The sequence below is a fragment of the Pseudomonas sp. LPB0260 genome (assembly GCF_013388395.1).
Window position 1 is genome coordinate 1,429,596 of record NZ_CP058247.1, and the last position, 14,812, is coordinate 1,444,407.

The 14,812-nt window shown below is 66.9% G+C and carries 14 protein-coding genes; 6 read left to right on the forward strand and 8 right to left on the reverse strand.

Annotated elements, in window-relative coordinates:
* The first annotated feature begins 5 nt into the window (after nucleotides 1-5).
* Nucleotides 6-599 (forward strand): DUF4124 domain-containing protein, encoded by a 594-nt coding sequence (locus LPB260_RS06210; RefSeq protein WP_208707838.1) that lies wholly within the window; start codon nucleotides 6-8, stop codon nucleotides 597-599.
* Between the two features lie 35 nt (nucleotides 600-634).
* Here LPB260_RS06210 and argB read toward each other — a convergent pair whose 3' ends face one another.
* From argB to coaBC, 4 genes are all read right to left on the reverse strand, one after another.
* Complete coding sequence (argB, locus tag LPB260_RS06215; protein WP_208707839.1) at nucleotides 635-1,540, reverse strand: acetylglutamate kinase; 906 nt, start codon at nucleotides 1,538-1,540, stop codon at nucleotides 635-637.
* 27 nt (nucleotides 1,541-1,567) lie between these two features.
* Complete coding sequence (algC, locus tag LPB260_RS28910; RefSeq protein WP_218281542.1) at nucleotides 1,568-2,962, reverse strand: phosphomannomutase/phosphoglucomutase; 1,395 nt, start codon at nucleotides 2,960-2,962, stop codon at nucleotides 1,568-1,570.
* Between the two features lie 1,249 nt (nucleotides 2,963-4,211).
* Nucleotides 4,212-4,667, reverse strand: a complete 456-nt coding sequence (dut, locus tag LPB260_RS06225) for a dUTP diphosphatase (RefSeq protein WP_208707841.1) — start codon at nucleotides 4,665-4,667, stop codon at nucleotides 4,212-4,214.
* Between the two features lie 29 nt (nucleotides 4,668-4,696).
* Nucleotides 4,697-5,905 carry a bifunctional phosphopantothenoylcysteine decarboxylase/phosphopantothenate--cysteine ligase CoaBC gene (gene coaBC, locus LPB260_RS06230; RefSeq protein WP_208707842.1) on the reverse strand — a complete coding sequence of 403 codons (1,209 nt, stop codon included), beginning with the start codon at nucleotides 5,903-5,905 and terminating at the stop codon, nucleotides 4,697-4,699.
* 137 nt (nucleotides 5,906-6,042) lie between these two features.
* Here coaBC and radC point away from each other — a divergent pair, with 137 nt between their 5' ends.
* The 3 genes from radC to rpmG all read left to right on the forward strand — a co-directional run bounded on the left by radC (nucleotide 6,043) and on the right by rpmG (nucleotide 7,399).
* The gene (radC, locus tag LPB260_RS06235) at nucleotides 6,043-6,717 is read left to right on the forward strand and encodes a DNA repair protein RadC (RefSeq protein ID WP_208707843.1); all 675 of its coding nucleotides are present in this window, start codon (nucleotides 6,043-6,045) and stop codon (nucleotides 6,715-6,717) included.
* 279 nt (nucleotides 6,718-6,996) lie between these two features.
* Entirely contained in the window at nucleotides 6,997-7,233 is a 237-nt protein-coding gene (rpmB, locus tag LPB260_RS06240; RefSeq protein WP_003242523.1) for a 50S ribosomal protein L28, read from the forward strand.
* 10 nt (nucleotides 7,234-7,243) lie between these two features.
* Nucleotides 7,244-7,399, forward strand: coding sequence for a 50S ribosomal protein L33 (gene rpmG / locus LPB260_RS06245; RefSeq protein WP_003464575.1), 156 nt, complete (start codon nucleotides 7,244-7,246; stop codon nucleotides 7,397-7,399).
* Between the two features lie 73 nt (nucleotides 7,400-7,472).
* Here the strand turns inward: rpmG and LPB260_RS06250 are convergent, their stop codons facing one another.
* The 3 genes from LPB260_RS06250 to LPB260_RS06260 all read right to left on the reverse strand — a co-directional run bounded on the left by LPB260_RS06250 (nucleotide 7,473) and on the right by LPB260_RS06260 (nucleotide 10,274).
* Nucleotides 7,473-8,504 carry a haloalkane dehalogenase gene (locus LPB260_RS06250; protein ID WP_371926114.1) on the reverse strand — a complete coding sequence of 344 codons (1,032 nt, stop codon included), beginning with the start codon at nucleotides 8,502-8,504 and terminating at the stop codon, nucleotides 7,473-7,475.
* Between the two features lie 70 nt (nucleotides 8,505-8,574).
* On the reverse strand, nucleotides 8,575-8,940 hold the full coding sequence (locus LPB260_RS06255; protein ID WP_208707844.1) for a cupin domain-containing protein: 366 nt from the start codon (nucleotides 8,938-8,940) through the stop codon (nucleotides 8,575-8,577).
* A gap of 20 nt (nucleotides 8,941-8,960) precedes the next feature.
* Nucleotides 8,961-10,274: an aspartate aminotransferase family protein gene (locus LPB260_RS06260; RefSeq protein WP_208710086.1), complete on the reverse strand. Its 1,314-nt coding sequence runs from the start codon at nucleotides 10,272-10,274 to the stop codon at nucleotides 8,961-8,963.
* Nucleotides 10,275-10,531: 257 nt separating this feature from the next.
* Here LPB260_RS06260 and LPB260_RS06265 point away from each other — a divergent pair, with 257 nt between their 5' ends.
* The gene (locus tag LPB260_RS06265) at nucleotides 10,532-12,025 is read left to right on the forward strand and encodes an aldehyde dehydrogenase (protein ID WP_208707845.1); all 1,494 of its coding nucleotides are present in this window, start codon (nucleotides 10,532-10,534) and stop codon (nucleotides 12,023-12,025) included.
* A 142-nt stretch (nucleotides 12,026-12,167) separates the two neighbouring features.
* A complete protein-coding gene (locus LPB260_RS06270; RefSeq protein ID WP_208707846.1) occupies nucleotides 12,168-13,328 on the forward strand; it encodes an MFS transporter in 1,161 nt (386 codons plus the stop codon).
* Here LPB260_RS06270 and LPB260_RS06275 read toward each other — a convergent pair.
* Complete coding sequence (locus LPB260_RS06275) at nucleotides 13,325-14,755, reverse strand: PLP-dependent aminotransferase family protein (RefSeq protein WP_208707847.1); 1,431 nt, start codon at nucleotides 14,753-14,755, stop codon at nucleotides 13,325-13,327. The two genes, LPB260_RS06270 and LPB260_RS06275, sit on opposite strands and share 4 nt — an antisense overlap.
* Nucleotides 14,756-14,812 lie beyond the last annotated feature (57 nt).

Genomic DNA, 14,812 nt, shown 5'->3' on the forward strand with positions numbered 1-14,812 from the left:
CTTCGATGCCAAGACTGGTCGTGACGCGTTGCCTGCTGCTCCTCGGACTGGCGCAGCCGCTGGCGGTAGGTGCTGCCGAGTTCTATCGCTATGTCAACGATCAGGGTGTCACGGTGCTCAGCCGTCAGGGCGTGCCGCCGGAATTCATCGCCAAGGGCTACCAGGTGCTGAATGAGCAGGGGCGGGTCATCCAGGTGGTGCCGCCGGCACCGAGCGCCGAGGAGCGCCGGCGCCTACTCGCCGAGAAGGCTCGCGCCGGCACCGATGCGCAGCTGCTGCGCCTGTATACCAGTCCCGAGGATGTCGATCGGGCCCTCGGGCGCAAGCTGGCTGAGCTGGATGCCCTGATTGGTGTGGCCCGCGGCAACCTGCAGTCGGCGCGCACCCAGCAGGGCAACCTGCAGAGCCAGGCGGCCGAGCATGAGCGCGCCGGCCGAGAGGTGCCGGAGCACCTGATCATGCAGATCGACAACCAGATCGCCGAGCAGCAGCGGCTGAAGAAGGACATCGCCCGTTATCAGGACGCGCGCAAGCGGGCCCAGGCCAGCTTTGCCGCCGACCGGGCGCGCCTCAGCGAACTGCTGGGGGCACGCCCTTAACCCTCATTTAAGACTGGTCGGCCGCTGTCCTTGGCTCAGGGACGCTTGCGGTTGCAGATCAGGGTGCCGACGCCGCTGTCGGTGAAGATCTCCAGCAGTACCGCGTTGGGCACCCGACCGTCGATGATGTGCGCGCTGGTCACCCCGGCCTGCACCGCTTCCAGGGCGCAGCGGATCTTCGGCAGCATGCCGCCGTAGATGGTGCCGTCGGCGATCAGGCCGTCGACCTGCTGGGTGGTCAGTCCCGTCAGGACCTCACCCTGCTTGTCCATCAGCCCGGCGATATTGGTCAGCAGCATCAGCTTCTCGGCCTTCAGCGCCTCGGCGACCTTGCCAGCCACCAGGTCGGCGTTGATGTTGTAGGACTCGCCGTCGGCGCCGACGCCGATCGGCGCGATCACCGGGATGAAGTCGCCCTTGACCAGCATGTTCAGCAGGTCGGTGTTGATCCCGGTGACCTCGCCGACATGGCCAATGTCGATGATTTCCGGTTGGGTCATCTCCGGGGTCTGGCGGCTGACCTTGAGCTTCTTGGCGCGGATCAGCCCGGCATCCTTGCCGGTCAGGCCGATGGCGCTGCCGCCGTGCTGGTTGATTAGGTTGACGATGCTCTTGTTGACCTGGCCGCCAAGGACCATCTCCACCACGTCCATGGTGGCGGTGTCGGTGACACGCATGCCATCGATGAAATGGCTCTCGATCGACAGGCGCTTGAGCAGGTCGCCGATCTGCGGACCGCCGCCATGCACCACCACCGGGTTGATGCCGACCGCCTTCATCAGCACGATGTCGCGGGCGAAGCCTTCCTTGAGCTCTTCGCTCTCCATGGCGTTGCCGCCGTACTTGATCACCAGGGTCTTGCCGACGAAGCGGCGGATATAGGGCAGGGCTTCGGATAGAACCTTGGCCACCTGGGTGGCGGCATCACGCTCGAGGGTCATGCGGGACTCCAATGCTGAATCGCTCATTCAAAACGGTAGATTAATGTCGGCGGCAACGCGCTGCAGCTGGCCGCGGAACACGGCCTTGATGCGTTCCAGTTCCTGTTCGCTGTCGGCCTCGAAGCGCAAGACCAGCACCGGCGTGGTGTTGGAGGCGCGCACCAGGCCCCAGCCCTTGGGGTAGTCGACGCGCACGCCGTCGAGGCTGGTGATGTTGCCCTCGCCCCATACGCCGTCGCGCTGCAGGCTGTCGATCAGGCCGAACTTGCTCTGTTCGGTGACCTGGATGTTGATCTCCGGGGTCGAGATGTCGCTGGGGAAGGCGGCGAATACCTGCTCGGCGTCGCGCTTGTCCTGGCTGAGGATCTCCAGCAGGCGGGCGGCGGCATAGATGCCATCGTCGAAGCCGAACCAGCGCTCCTTGAAGAAGATGTGCCCGCTCATCTCGCCGGCCAGCAGGGCGCCGGTTTCCTTCATCTTCTTCTTGATCAGCGAGTGGCCGGTCTTCCACATCACCGGGCGACCGCCGTAGCCGCTGATCAGCGGGGTCAGGCGGCGGGTGCATTTGACGTCGAAGATGATGTCGGCGCCGGGGTTGCGCGACACCACGTCCTTGGCGAACAGCATCAGCAGGCGGTCGGGGTAGACGATGGTGCCGGTGTTGGTCACCACGCCGACACGGTCGCCGTCGCCGTCGAAGGCCAGGCCGACATCGGCCTGCTCTTCCTTCACCTTGGCGATCAGGTCGACCAGGTTCTCGGGCTTGCCCGGGTCCGGGTGATGGTTGGGGAAGGTGCCGTCCACCTCGCAGTACAGCGGGATCACCGTGCAGCCGAGGGCCTCGATGAGCTGCGGGGCGATCACCCCGGCGGCGCCGTTGCCGCAGTCGACCACCACCTTCAGAGGCTTGGCCAGGGCGATGTCGTCGCGGATCTGGCGGAAGTAGCGTTGCAGCACCTCGACCTGCTCGACCGTGCCGACGCCGTTGGCCAGGTCGTTGTTGTCGATGCGCGTCTTGAGCGCCTGGATCTGCTCGTTGGCCAGGGTGTCGCCGGCGATGACGATCTTGAAGCCGTTGTAGTCCGGCGGATTGTGGCTGCCGGTGAGCATCACCGCGGACTTGCCGCTGAGTACGTGGGCGGCGTAGTACACCACCGGGGTCGGCACCATGCCGACGTCGCTGACGTTGCAGCCGCAGTCCAGCAGGCCCTGAATCAGTTGCTGCATCAGTTCCGGCCCGGACAGGCGGCCGTCACGACCCACGGCGATATTGGCTTCGCCCTGCGCCAGGCTCTGTGAGCCAATCGCCCGACCGACCCAGTAGGCGGTCTCGGCGGTCAGGCTGCTGCCGACCACGCCACGGATGTCGTAGGCGCGGAAGATATCGGCGGGGAGGGTCGGGGCGGTTTGCGGAGTACTCATTGCGGGTGTCTGCTCCAGTCCCAGGAGATCCTGGTCGTCGTCGAGAATGTCGATATCGAGGATATCGGTGTCTTGAAACAGCGGATCGACCAGATCCGCCGGCGTGTGGGCTGCCGTCGCGGCAGTCGCGGAGGGGGCGCCCTGGGGGCGCTCTTTTGCCGCTGTGCCCTGCGCCCCCTCATGGGTACGGCGCGGCATGCGGGCCAGGGTCTGGGCCAGGCCGTCCAGTGCCGGCAGGCTCAGGCTGAAGGCTTTGACGGCCTTGCCAGCCGAGAGTTCGCCGACCAGGTAGCCGAGCTGCCGGACGTCGGCGCGCAGGCGGCGTTGCAGGCCGCTGTGCAGCATGAACAGGCCGGTGATGGCGCCGGCCCAGGCCAGCAAGGCAGCCAGGGCAAGCAGTGGCAGGGAAACGTGCGCTGGTTCGAGGGCCTGTCCAGGGGTAAAGCTGAGCTTCCAGTTGCGGTTGCCGCTGTCGAAGCTCTGTCCGGTGCCCTGGGCCTGGCCGCGCTGGGCCAGCAGCTGTGGGGCAGCACCGCTGAAGTGCTGGAACAGCTGCAACTGGCCGACCTCGGTGGGCAGCGGCGGCAGGCTGCTCAGCAGGTGGTTGAGGTCGAACGCCAGCAGCAGGGTGCCCTGCAGCGGCTGGTCGTCGCTCAGGCGCACCGGCGCGACGCTGTACACCAGCCAGCGGTCGCCGACCTTGTAGGCTTCCGGTGCGGGCGTCTGGCCGTTCTCAGCCCGGCGCAGCAGGTCCAGGGCGGCGAAGTTCATCGGCGCGTCGTGCTGCATGTCCTGGGTTGCCTGGCCGCGACCATTGAGATGGGCGTCGATCACGCCGCCCCAGTGGCGCAGGTCGCGCTCGGCGGCGCGAATCCGCTCCGGCTCCTGGCTCTGCAGGGCTTCCAGCAGGCTGGGGTTGCGCGCGGCGCTGTGGGTGTCGCCGGCCAGCCGGATCAGCGCCTGGCGCAGCGCCGCGGCCTGCCCGTCGCCCCAGGCCTGGACCAGTTGCTGTTGATGCTGCTGGGCGCTGCCCTGTAGGCCGAACCAGAGCAGTCCTGCGGCCAGGACCACGCCGACCGTGCTGGCCAGCAGGCCGGGCAGCAGTGCCCGCAGGGGCTGCCGGTTGGCATCGGCCGGCCTCTTCGCCGTCTTGCCGGACGAGGTGCCGGCGTGGGTGTCCTTGGCGGTGCGCTTGAAGAGTTTCATCGAAGGGCTCCTCGGCGGTTCATCCTGAAAGGGTTAAGTGCGTTCAATGGCTGCCCGAGTGGCCGAAGCCACCCGCGCCGCGCTGGCTCTCGTCGAACTCCTCGACCAGCTCGAAGTGCGCCTGCACCACCGGCACCAGGATCAGCTGGGCGATGCGCTCGCCGACGGCGATGGTGAAGGCGCTCTGGCCACGGTTCCAGCAGGAGACCATCAGTTCGCCCTGGTAGTCCGAGTCGATCAGGCCGACCAGATTGCCCAGCACGATGCCGTGCTTATGGCCGAGCCCCGAGCGTGGCAGGATCATCGCCGCCAGGCCCGGATCGCCGATGTAGATCGACAGGCCGGTGGGGATCAATACGGTCTGCCCGGGGCCCAGGATCAGGTCCTGCTCGAGCATGGCGCGCAGGTCGAGCCCGGCCGAGCCGGGCGTGGCGTACTGCGGCAGAGGGAACTGGTCGCCGAGGCGCGGGTCGAGAATCTTGGCTTGTAGGGCGTGCATGTCGGGCTCTGTGGTCGGTGATTGGGGCGTCAGGCGCGGGGCAGGCGCTCGGCGATGAAGGCCACCAGCTGGCGCGCGATCTTGCTCTTGCTGGTCTGGGCGAAGCCGTTCTGCTGCAGCTCGCGGTCGATCACCGTGATGGCGTTTTCCTCGCTGTTGAAGCCGATGCTCGGGTTGGCCACGTCATTGGCGACGATCAGGTCGAGGTTCTTGTCCTTGAGCTTGCGCGAGGCGTATTCCAGCAGGTTCTCGGTCTCGGCGGCGAAGCCGACGCTGAACGGGCGGTCGTCGCGGCGCGCCAGGGTGGCGAGGATATCCGGGTTGCGCACCATCTGCAGGAGCAGGCCGTCGCCGTTGGCCGGGTCCTTCTTCAGTTTGTGCTGGGCGACCACTTCCGGGCGGTAATCGGCGACGGCGGCGGCGGCGATCAGCAGGTCGCAGGGCATCGCGGCTTCGCAGGCGGCGAGCATGTCGCGGGCGCTGACCACGTCGATGCGCTGGACCCGGTCCGGTGTCGGCAGGTGCACCGGACCGCTGACCAGGGTGACCTTGGCGCCGGCTTCGACAGCCGCCTCGGCCAGGGCGAAGCCCATCTTGCCGGAGCTGTGGTTGGTGATGTAACGCACCGGATCGATGTTTTCCTGGGTCGGGCCGGCTGTGATCAGGACATGCATGCCGGTCAGCGACTGGCGCTCGAAGCAGTCGGCGGCGCACTGGGCCAGCTTCTCGGCTTCGAGCATGCGGCCGAGGCCGACGTCGCCGCAGGCCTGCTCGCCGGCAGCCGGGCCGAACAGGCGCAGGCCGCGCTCGGTGAGCGTGCGCGCATTGGTCTGGGTTGCCGGGTCGCGCCACATCGCCTGGTTCATCGCCGGCGCCAGGGCAACTACGGCATCGGTGGCCAGCACCAGGGTGGTCAGCAGGTCGTCAGCGACGCCCTGGGCCAGGCGGGCCATGAGGTCGGCGGTGGCCGGGGCGATCAGCACCAGGTCGGCCCAGCGGGCCAGTTCGATATGGCCCATGGCGGCCTCGGCGGCCGGGTCGAGCAGGTCCAGGTGCACCGGGTGGCCGGACAGCGCCTGCAGGGTCAGCGGGGTGATGAACTCGCGGCCGCCCTGGGTCATCACCACCCGTACTTCCGCGCCCTGATCCTTGAGGCGGCGGACCAGTTCGGCACTCTTGTAGGCGGCAATGCCTCCCCCCACGCCGACGATGATGCGTTTGCGATAAAGCCGCTGCATAGGCCTGCCTTTTATATGAGGTGGATGTGCGCCGCGGCGATGCCGCCTCCCCAGGCCGATCGCCGCGCAAAAAGATGGGCTACGATAGCACAGCGGCCGCAGCGGAGTAGCGGCGCCCAGCTCGACACGGAGGTGCGATGAGCATTCGCGACTGGCCCGCGGCGGAGCGTCCGCGGGAGAAACTGCTGGCCCTGGGGGCGGCTACCCTGAGCGACGCCGAACTGCTGGCGATCTTCCTGCGGACCGGTGTTGCCGGGCAGAGCGCGGTGGACCTGGCGCGCCATCTGCTTGGCGATTTCGGCGGCCTGCGAGCCCTGCTGCAGGCCGATCTGCCGGCCTTCAGTCGGCGCCTGGGGCTGGGGCCGGCGAAGTTCGCCCAGTTGCAGGCGGTGCTGGAAATGGCCCGCCGTCACCTGGCCGAACAGTTGCGGCGGGACTCGGCGCTGGAGAGTCCGCAGGCGGTGCGCGACTACCTCAAGGCGCTGTTGCGCCATGAGCCCCACGAGGTGTTCGGTTGCCTGTTCCTCGATGCCAGGCATCGGGTGCTGGCCTTCGAGGCGCTGTTCCACGGTTCCATCGACAGCGCCAGCGTCTACCCGCGCCAGGTGGTCAAACGCGCGCTGGCACACAATGCGGCGGCGCTGATCCTGACCCACAACCACCCCTCGGGCGTGGCCGAGCCGAGCCAGGCGGACCGCCTGCTGACCCGAAGATTGAAGGATGCGCTGGAGCTGGTGGATGTGCGGGTCCTCGACCACTTCATCGTTGGCGACGGCGAGCCGCTGTCTCTGGCGGAGTACGGCTGGTTGTAGGTCCGTCGGTGCGACGAGCGGTCGAGAGGCGTCGCGGCCCATGCCCGTGGCCGGATGGCGAGGATAGAGTGTTCGTGGAAAAACGCGGAAAATGCGTTTCGCCTTGTTGCTCCGGGGGGTTTCTGGTATAAAGCAGCGCTCTTTTCTAGGGGCCCGGTTGTTGCGCTTTCAGGTGTGACCGGTAAGACCCTCGAGAAACGCGGCGCAGAGCGCCAATGACACTGAGTTTAAGCGGCCAACCCATGCCGGGTTGGGCATGTGGTTTTAGAGGGCTGAGGCATGTCGAGAGTCTGTCAAGTTACCGGTAAGGGTCCGGTAACCGGGAACAACATTTCCCACGCAAACAACAAAACCCGTCGTCGTTTCCTGCCGAACCTGCAGCACCATCGCTTCTGGGTCGAGTCCGAGAAGCGCTTCGTGCGTCTGCGCGTATCTGCCAAGGGCATGCGCGTCATCGACAAGCGTGGCATTGACGTAGTGCTGGCCGAGCTGCGCGCTCGCGGCGAAAAGGTTTAAGGAGCAAATCATGCGCGAACTGATCCGTTTGGTGTCCAGTGCCGGTACCGGCCACTTCTACACCACCGACAAGAACAAACGCACCACCCCCGACAAGATCGAAATCAAGAAATTCGATCCGGTCGTGCGCAAGCACGTGATGTACAAGGAAGCCAAGATCAAGTAATTGATCCGCAACCTTGCCGAGAGAGCCCGCCTATATGGCGGGCTTTTTCTTGGTCGGATTTCGCTGCCGGCAATCAGCTCGTCGCGGCGATGAACTGCACCACAACCTCTGCGAGCCTTTCGCCCTGGTCTTCCTGCAGGAAGTGACCGCCATTGACGATGGTGATATGGGCTTGGCCCCGGGTGCCGGGAATCAGTTTCTGCATCAGCTTGTCACCGCCGGCGGTGATGGGGTCCGAGTCGCTGAAGGCGGTGAGGAATGGCTTCTGCCATTGCCGCAACTGGGTCCAGGCCTCGCGGTTCTTGGCGGCCGCCGGGTCGTCCGGGGTGATGGGCACCAGCAAGGGGAACTGGCGTGCGCCTTCCTTGTAGCGTTCTTCCGGGAAGGGGGCATCGTAGGCGTCGATGACGGCCTGGGGCAGCTCCGTGGTGGTGCCGCCCTTGATGACGCCGCCGGCCGGAAACACCGCTACTTCCTGGGAGAACTTCTGCCAGCTGCGGAACGCCGCGCCAGGATCGTGATCGCCCGTCGGCAGCATGGTGTTGGCGGCGACCACCCGGGCGAAGCGCGCGGGATTGTCCGCCACCAGGCGCAGGCCGATCAGTCCGCCCCAGTCCTGGCAGACCAGGGTGATGTCCGTGAGCTGCAGCTGCTCGAGCAGCGACTGCATCCAGTCCACGTGGCGCTGGTAGCTGTAGTCGGCGCGCCGGCTGGGTTTGTCGGAGCGACCGAAGCCCACCAGGTCGGGGGCAATCACGCGATGCCCGGCCGCCACCAGGATGGGGATCATTTTCCGGTACAGATAGCTCCAGGAAGGCTCGCCGTGCATCAGCAGCACGGGGGCCGCCGCGGCAGGCCCCTCGTCCAGGTAGTGCGCCCGCAACTGGCCACCTTCGGTGTCATCGACCATCAGGTAGTGCGGGGCAAAGGGGTATCCAGGCAGGTTGGCAAAGCAGGCCTCTGGCGTGCGCAGGAACTCCATGACGCGGTCCTCCTTAATTGTTGTCTGCGCATTCTGGGCGCCCCCGGTGTCGCCGGACAGTCCGCTGGACGCGCCGAATGCCGCGTCATCACCCGCACTGCTGCCGCTGGGGTATTGCCGCATCAACCGATCACCGCGTCGGCATAAAAAAGCCCGCACGAGGCGGGCCCAAGGCTGACGCATGACGGGGGGCTCAGGACTGGGCCTGTTCGAAGATGACGTAGACCTTGCGGCAGGTCTCCAGCACCTCCCAGGTGCCTGTGAACCCGGCGGGAATGACGAAGCGGTCGCCGGCGCGTACGGTCTTGGCGTTGCCGTCCGCATCGCGCAGCACGGACACGCCCTGGAGGATCTCGCAGTATTCGTGCTCGCTGTAGCTGACGCTCCACTGGCCCACCGCGCCTTCCCAGACGCCGGCGCTGAACTGGGCGCAGGGGCTGGCGTAGTGGTTGCGCACGCTCTGCTCGGGGTCACCCTTGAGGACCTTTTCCGGCGCCGGACGGTAGTGCTCGGCAGTGCTGTTGGCCTGGGCGAAATCGACGATCTGCTGGATAGTCATCGGCGTGTCCTTTGAACGGGTTATTGGGCCCTGCGGATCGAAGCGGCGAGCTTCTCCACCAGGGTGTCGATCTGGGTCTTCTCGACGATCAGCGGTGGCGACATGGCCAGGGTATCGCCGGTCACGCGGACCATCAGGCCGTCGTGGAAGCATTGCTCGAACACCTGATAGCCGCGCTTGCCGATGCCCTGGTCGCTGGGCGCGAGCTGCACCCCGCCGACCAGGCCGACGGCGCGGATGTCGATCACCTGGGGCAAATCGCGCAGGCTGAGCAGGGCATCCTGCCAGTAGTTCTCCAGCTCGATGGTCCGTTCGAACAGGCCTTCCTGCTGGTAGATGTCCAGGGTCGCCAGGGCCGCGGCGCAGGCCACGGGGTGGCCGGAATAGGTGTAGCCGTGGAACAGCTCGATGCCGTCCGGCCCTTGCATGAAGGCGTCATGGATCTTCTCGTCGACGAACACCGCGCCCATGGGGATGGCGCCGTTGGTCAGGCCCTTGGCGCAGGTGATGATGTCCGGGGTGACGCCCCAGCGCTGGGCGGCGAAGGCCTTGCCGACGCGACCGAAGCCGGTGATCACCTCATCGAAGATCAGCAGGATGCCGTGCTTGCGGGTGATCTCGCGCAGGCGCTGCAGGTAGCCCACCGGCGGCAGCACCACGCCGGCCGAGCCGGACATCGGCTCGACCATCACCGCGGCGATGTTCTCGGCGCCGTGCAGGGCCACCAGGCGCGCCAGCTCGTCGGCCTTGTCGACGCCGAACTCCGGCAGTCCCTTGCTGAAGGCATTGCGGGCGATATCCAGGGTGTGTGGCAGGTGGTCGACGCCGGGCAGCTGCAGGGCGAAGGCCTTGCGATTGTTGACCATGCCGCCGACCGAGATGCCGCCGAAGCCGACGCCGTGGTAGCCCAGCTCGCGGCCGATCAGGCGGGTGCGGGTGCCCTGGCCGATGGCGCGCTGGTAGGCCAGGGCGATCTTCAACGCGGTATCGGCCGACTCGGAACCGGAATTGGTGAAGAACAGCTTGTTCAGCCCGGCCGGGGCGATCTCGGCCAACCGGCTGGCCAGCTCGAAGGGCAGCGGGTGGCCCATCTGGAAGGTCGGGGCAAAGTCCAGGGTGGCGATCTGCCGGCTGACCGCTTCGCTGATTTCCCGACGACCGTGGCCGGCGTTGCAGCACCAAAGTCCGGCCGTGCCGTCCAATACCTGACGGCCGTCGTCACTGGTGAAATACATGCCGGCGGCGCTCTTCAACAGGCGCGGTCTGGCCTTGAACTGGCGGTTGGCGGTGAAGGGCATCCAGAAATCGTCGAGGCCGTGGGTTTTTCTGTTCATCTGCTGGTGGCTATCGGTGGTCATGCGGGTTGTCCGAGCGAGCGAGAGAGGAGCGTGGGAAAGTGATTTTGCCCAGTCTATGTTCGATATAATGAACATTACAAGAGGGTCGATGGCGGCTTTGTCAAAAATATTGAAAAGCTGTGGCCCTCTGGTTTAGTGTTGCCAGCAGGATTCGGCCCGCTCGGGCCTTGCAGAATTATTGACAGTGCGGGAGCCTGCTCCATCGCGCTTTTTACTGATAAGAGGATGCTTGCATGACTAGCCTGACTCGCGCCGACTGGGAACAACGCGCCAAGACCCTGAACATCGAAGGGCGTGCCTTCATCCACGGCGAATACCGCGGGGCGGCGTCCGCTGCGACCTTCGAGTGCATCAGCCCGGTGGATGGGCGCCTGCTGGCGAATGTCGCCAGCTGCGATGTGGCCGACGCCGAGCTGGCGGTGCAGGATGCCCGGGTGACCTTCGATTCCGGCGTCTGGTCGCGCCTGGCACCGGTCAAGCGCAAGGCCGTGATGATCCGCTTCGCCGACCTGATCGAGCAGCACGGCGAGGAGCTGGCCCTGCTGGAAACCCTCGACATGGGCAAGCCGATCAGCGACTCCCTGGGTATCGACGTCTCCAGCGCCGCCCGCGCCATTCGCTGGAGCGGCGAGGCGATCGACAAGATCTACGACGAGGTGGCCGCCACCCCGCATGACGAACTGGGCCTGGTGACCCGCGAGCCGATCGGCGTGGTCGCCGCCATCGTGCCGTGGAACTTCCCGCTGCTGATGAGCTGCTGGAAGCTCGGCCCGGCGCTGTCCACCGGCAACTCGGTGATCCTCAAGCCGTCCGAGAAGTCGCCGTTGACCGCCATCCGCCTGGCCCAGCTGGCCATCGACGCCGGCATCCCGGCCGGGGTGTTCAACGTGCTGCCGGGCTACGGCCACACTGTCGGCAAGGCCCTGGCCCTGCACATGGACGTCGACACCCTGGTGTTCACCGGCTCGACCAAGATCGCCAAGCAGCTGATGGTCTACGCCGGCGAGTCGAACATGAAGCGGGTGTGGCTGGAAGCCGGCGGCAAGAGCCCCAACATCGTCTTCGCCGACGCCCCGGACCTCAAGGCCGCCGCCGAAGCCGCGGCCGGCGCCATCGCCTTCAACCAGGGCGAGGTGTGCACCGCCGGCTCGCGCCTGCTGGTGGAAAACTCGATCAAGGAGCAGTTCGTGCCGCTGGTGGTCGAGGCGCTCAAGGCCTGGAAGCCGGGGCATCCGCTGGACCCGCAGACCAACGTCGGCGCTCTGGTCGATCAGCAGCAGCTCAATACCGTGCTCGGCTACATCGAGGCTGGCCAGGCCGACGGTGCCAAGCTGGTCGCCGGCGGCAAGCGCACCCTCGAGGAGACCGGCGGCGTGTATGTCGAGCCGACCATCTTCGATGGCGTGAGCAACGCGATGAAGATCGCCCGCGAGGAGATCTTCGGTCCGGTGCTCTCGGTGATCGGTTTCGCCGATGCCGAAGAAGCCGTGCGCATCGCCAACGACACGCCCTACGGCCTGGCGGCGGCGGTGTGGACCAGCAACCTGTCCAAGGCTCACCTGACCGCCAAGGCGCTGCGCGCCGGCAGCGTGTGGGTCAACCAGTACGATGGTGGCGACATGACCGCGCCGTTCGGCGGCTTCAAGCAGTCGGGCAACGGCCGCGACAAGTCGCTGCACGCGTTCGACAAGTACACCGAGCTGAAGGCCACCTGGATCAAGCTGTAAGCTCGGACTACGACGGGCGGGCAACCGCCTGAAGGTCCGCCCTTCGGGGCCGGCTCCGATGAGCCACACCTGCGGCCGGGTTCCCTTGGGAAGCCCGGCCGTTTCGTTTTCACCGGCCACGACGACAGGAAGGAGTCGGGTAATGCGTTGGGGTACCTATTTCGCCGTCTGTTCGGCGGTGATCAGCATCGGCCTGGCTCTCGGCGTGACCATGCCGCTGGTGTCGCTGCGCCTGGAGGGCTGGGGCTACGGCTCCTTCGCCATCGGCGTGATGGCGGCCACGCCGGCGGTAGGGGTACTGCTTGGAGCCTCGCTGGCCGGTCGCCTGGCCGGCTGGTTGGGCACCACCCGGCTGATGCAGGCGAGCCTGCTGTGCAGCGCGTTGTCGGTGGCCGTGCTGGCATTGCTGCAGGACTACGTTATCTGGCTGGTGCTGCGCCTGTTGATCGGCGTGGCCCTGACCCTGGTGTTCATCCTCGGCGAGAGCTGGATCAACCAGCTGGCGGTGGAGAAGTGGCGCGGCCGCCTGGTGGCGCTGTACGGCACCGGCTACGCCTTGAGCCAGCTCTGTGGGCCGCTGCTGTTGACCGCGCTGGGCACCGCCAGCGACCGCGGCTTCTGGGCCGGCACCGCGCTGCTGATCGGCGGCTCGCTGCTGCTGGTGGGGCGCAGCGGGGCGCCCCGGGTCGATGCGCAGAGCGCCTCGGGGCGGGGCCTGCCGGCCTTCTGCCGCAAGCTGCCGGCGATCGCCTGGGCGGTGATGCTGTTCGCCGCGTTCGAGGCGATGATGCTCACCCTGCTGCCGATCTACGGCCTGCGCCAGGGCTTCAGCCAGGAGGTGGCGCTGTTCATGGTCAGCGTGGTGGTGGTCGGCGATGCGGCTCTGCAGCTGCCGATCGGCCTGCTGGCCGACCGCTTGTCGCGGCGCAGCCTGTTCCGCGGTTGCGGGGTGATCCTGCTGGGTTCGAGCCTGGCGATTCCGCCGCTGCTGCACTCGCCGCTGATCTGGCCGCTGCTGGTGCTGTTCGGCGCCAGCGCCGGGGGGCTGTTCACCCTGTCGCTGATCCTCATCGGCGAGCGCTACCGCGACGACCAGCTGGTGCGCGCCAATGCCCATGTGGCGCAGCTGTGGGGCATCGGCTGCCTGCTCGGCCCGCTGGCCACCGGAGCGGCCAGCCAGTGGCTGAACAGCCATGCGCTACCCATGCTGATGGCCCTCGGCGCGGCGGTGTTCGTGGTGCTGGCCTGGCGCGACAGCGGCTTCGAATCACCACTCGCCACCGCGCCGGTGCGCGGCGACTAATCCGTCCGGCGCAGCTCCGCCAGCAGCTCGCCGGCAGCTGCGCCGACGCGGCGCACGGCCTCTTCGAGTTCCGTCGTCGCTGGCGCGGCATAGTTCAGGCGCAGGCAGTTACGGTACTTGCCGGCGGCCGAGAAGATGCTGCCCGGCGCGATCTGCACCTTGTGCGGCAGCAGGACGCGGTTGAGCTGCTGGCTGTCGAAGGCGCTGTCCAGCTCGACCCAGAGCATGAAGCCGCCATGGGGCTGGCTGACCCGCGTGCCGCCGGGAAAGTAGCGGCTGACCCAGTCGGTCATCCGGTTGCGGTTGCGCGCGTACTGGCTGCGCATGCGCCGCAGGTGCGGCTCGTAGTGCCCGGCGGCGATGAACTCGGCCAGGGCCAGCTGCGGCAGCTGTGCGGTCATGCCGGTGCCGATGTACTTGAGGTGGAGAATCTGCGGCTGGTAGCGCCCGGCCGCTATCCAGCCGACGCGCAGTCCCGGCACGAGGGTCTTGGAGAACGAACTGCAGAGCAGCACGCGGCCATCGACGTCGTAGGACTTGATGGTGCGCGGGCGCGGGTAGCTGTATGCCAGCTCGCCGTAGACATCGTCCTCGATGATCGCCACGTCGTAGCGCTGGGCCAGCGTCAGCAGGGCGCGCTTGTTGGCCTCCGGCATGATGTAGCCGAGCGGGTTGTTGCAGGTCGGGGTGAGCTGGATGGCCTTGATCGGCCACTGCTCGAGCGCCAGCTCCAGGGCGTCCAGGCTGATGCCGCTGAGCGGGTCGGTGGGCAGCTCCAGGGCCTTGATGCCGAAGCCCTTCAGGGCCTGCATCACGCCATGGAAGCTCGGCGAGTCGAGGGCGACGATGTCGCCGGCCTTGCAGGTCGCGCAGATCGCCGCCGATAACGCCTCATGGCCGCCGGTGGTGATGACGATCTCGTCGGGCGGGATCTGGCAGCCGGAATCGAGCATCAGCCGCGACACCTGCTCGCGCAGCTTGGGGTCGCCATGGATGCAGCCATAGCTCAAGCCTTCCATCGACTGGCGCCGGCTCAGGCGCGACAGCGAGCGCAGCAGGGGTTTCAGGGTCGGGCTGCTGATATCGGGAATGCCGCGGCCGAGCTGCAGGACGTCGCTGCCCGGGGGCAGGCTGATCAGCTCGAGAATGTTGTCCCATTGCGAGACGTCGACCGGTCGCTGCGGCGCGCGCCCGACCTGGGGCAGGGCGGGCGTGTGTCGGGACAGCGGGACGAAGTAGCCGGACTTGGGCCGTGGGGTGGCCAGGCCGTGATCTTCCAGGTGGCGATAGGCCTGCTGCACCGTGCTCAGGCTGACGCCATGCTCCACGCTCAGGGCGCGCACCGAGGGCAGGCGATCGCCCGGGCGGTAGAGGCCTTGCTCGATGCGCGCGCCGAGCAGTTCGGCGAGGTCAAGGTAGAGGGTCATGGTCGCTGCCTCGGGCTTTTTTGAATTCCGTGGGTTCTATCTAAAGCAATACAGATC

Excerpts from the sequence above, each read along its gene's own strand:
- LPB260_RS06270 (WP_208707846.1), top strand. The coding sequence starts at position 12,168 with ATGCGTTGGGGTACCTATTTCGCCGTCTGTTCGGCGGTGATCAGCATC.
- LPB260_RS06210 (WP_208707838.1), top strand. The coding sequence starts at position 6 with ATGCCAAGACTGGTCGTGACGCGTTGCCTGCTGCTCCTCGGACTGGCG.
- rpmB (WP_003242523.1), top strand. The coding sequence starts at position 6,997 with ATGTCGAGAGTCTGTCAAGTTACCGGTAAGGGTCCGGTAACCGGGAAC.
- LPB260_RS06275 (WP_208707847.1), bottom strand. The coding sequence starts at position 14,755 with ATGACCCTCTACCTTGACCTCGCCGAACTGCTCGGCGCGCGCATCGAG.
- LPB260_RS06260 (WP_208710086.1), bottom strand. The coding sequence starts at position 10,274 with ATGAACAGAAAAACCCACGGCCTCGACGATTTCTGGATGCCCTTCACC.
- radC (WP_208707843.1), top strand. The coding sequence starts at position 6,043 with ATGAGCATTCGCGACTGGCCCGCGGCGGAGCGTCCGCGGGAGAAACTG.
- coaBC (WP_208707842.1), bottom strand. The coding sequence starts at position 5,905 with ATGCAGCGGCTTTATCGCAAACGCATCATCGTCGGCGTGGGGGGAGGC.
- dut (WP_208707841.1), bottom strand. The coding sequence starts at position 4,667 with ATGCACGCCCTACAAGCCAAGATTCTCGACCCGCGCCTCGGCGACCAG.
- algC (WP_218281542.1), bottom strand. The coding sequence starts at position 2,962 with ATGAGTACTCCGCAAACCGCCCCGACCCTCCCCGCCGATATCTTCCGC.
- LPB260_RS06250 (WP_371926114.1), bottom strand. The coding sequence starts at position 8,504 with ATGCGGCAATACCCCAGCGGCAGCAGTGCGGGTGATGACGCGGCATTC.
- LPB260_RS06265 (WP_208707845.1), top strand. The coding sequence starts at position 10,532 with ATGACTAGCCTGACTCGCGCCGACTGGGAACAACGCGCCAAGACCCTG.
- rpmG (WP_003464575.1), top strand. The coding sequence starts at position 7,244 with ATGCGCGAACTGATCCGTTTGGTGTCCAGTGCCGGTACCGGCCACTTC.
- argB (WP_208707839.1), bottom strand. The coding sequence starts at position 1,540 with ATGACCCTCGAGCGTGATGCCGCCACCCAGGTGGCCAAGGTTCTATCC.
- LPB260_RS06255 (WP_208707844.1), bottom strand. The coding sequence starts at position 8,940 with ATGACTATCCAGCAGATCGTCGATTTCGCCCAGGCCAACAGCACTGCC.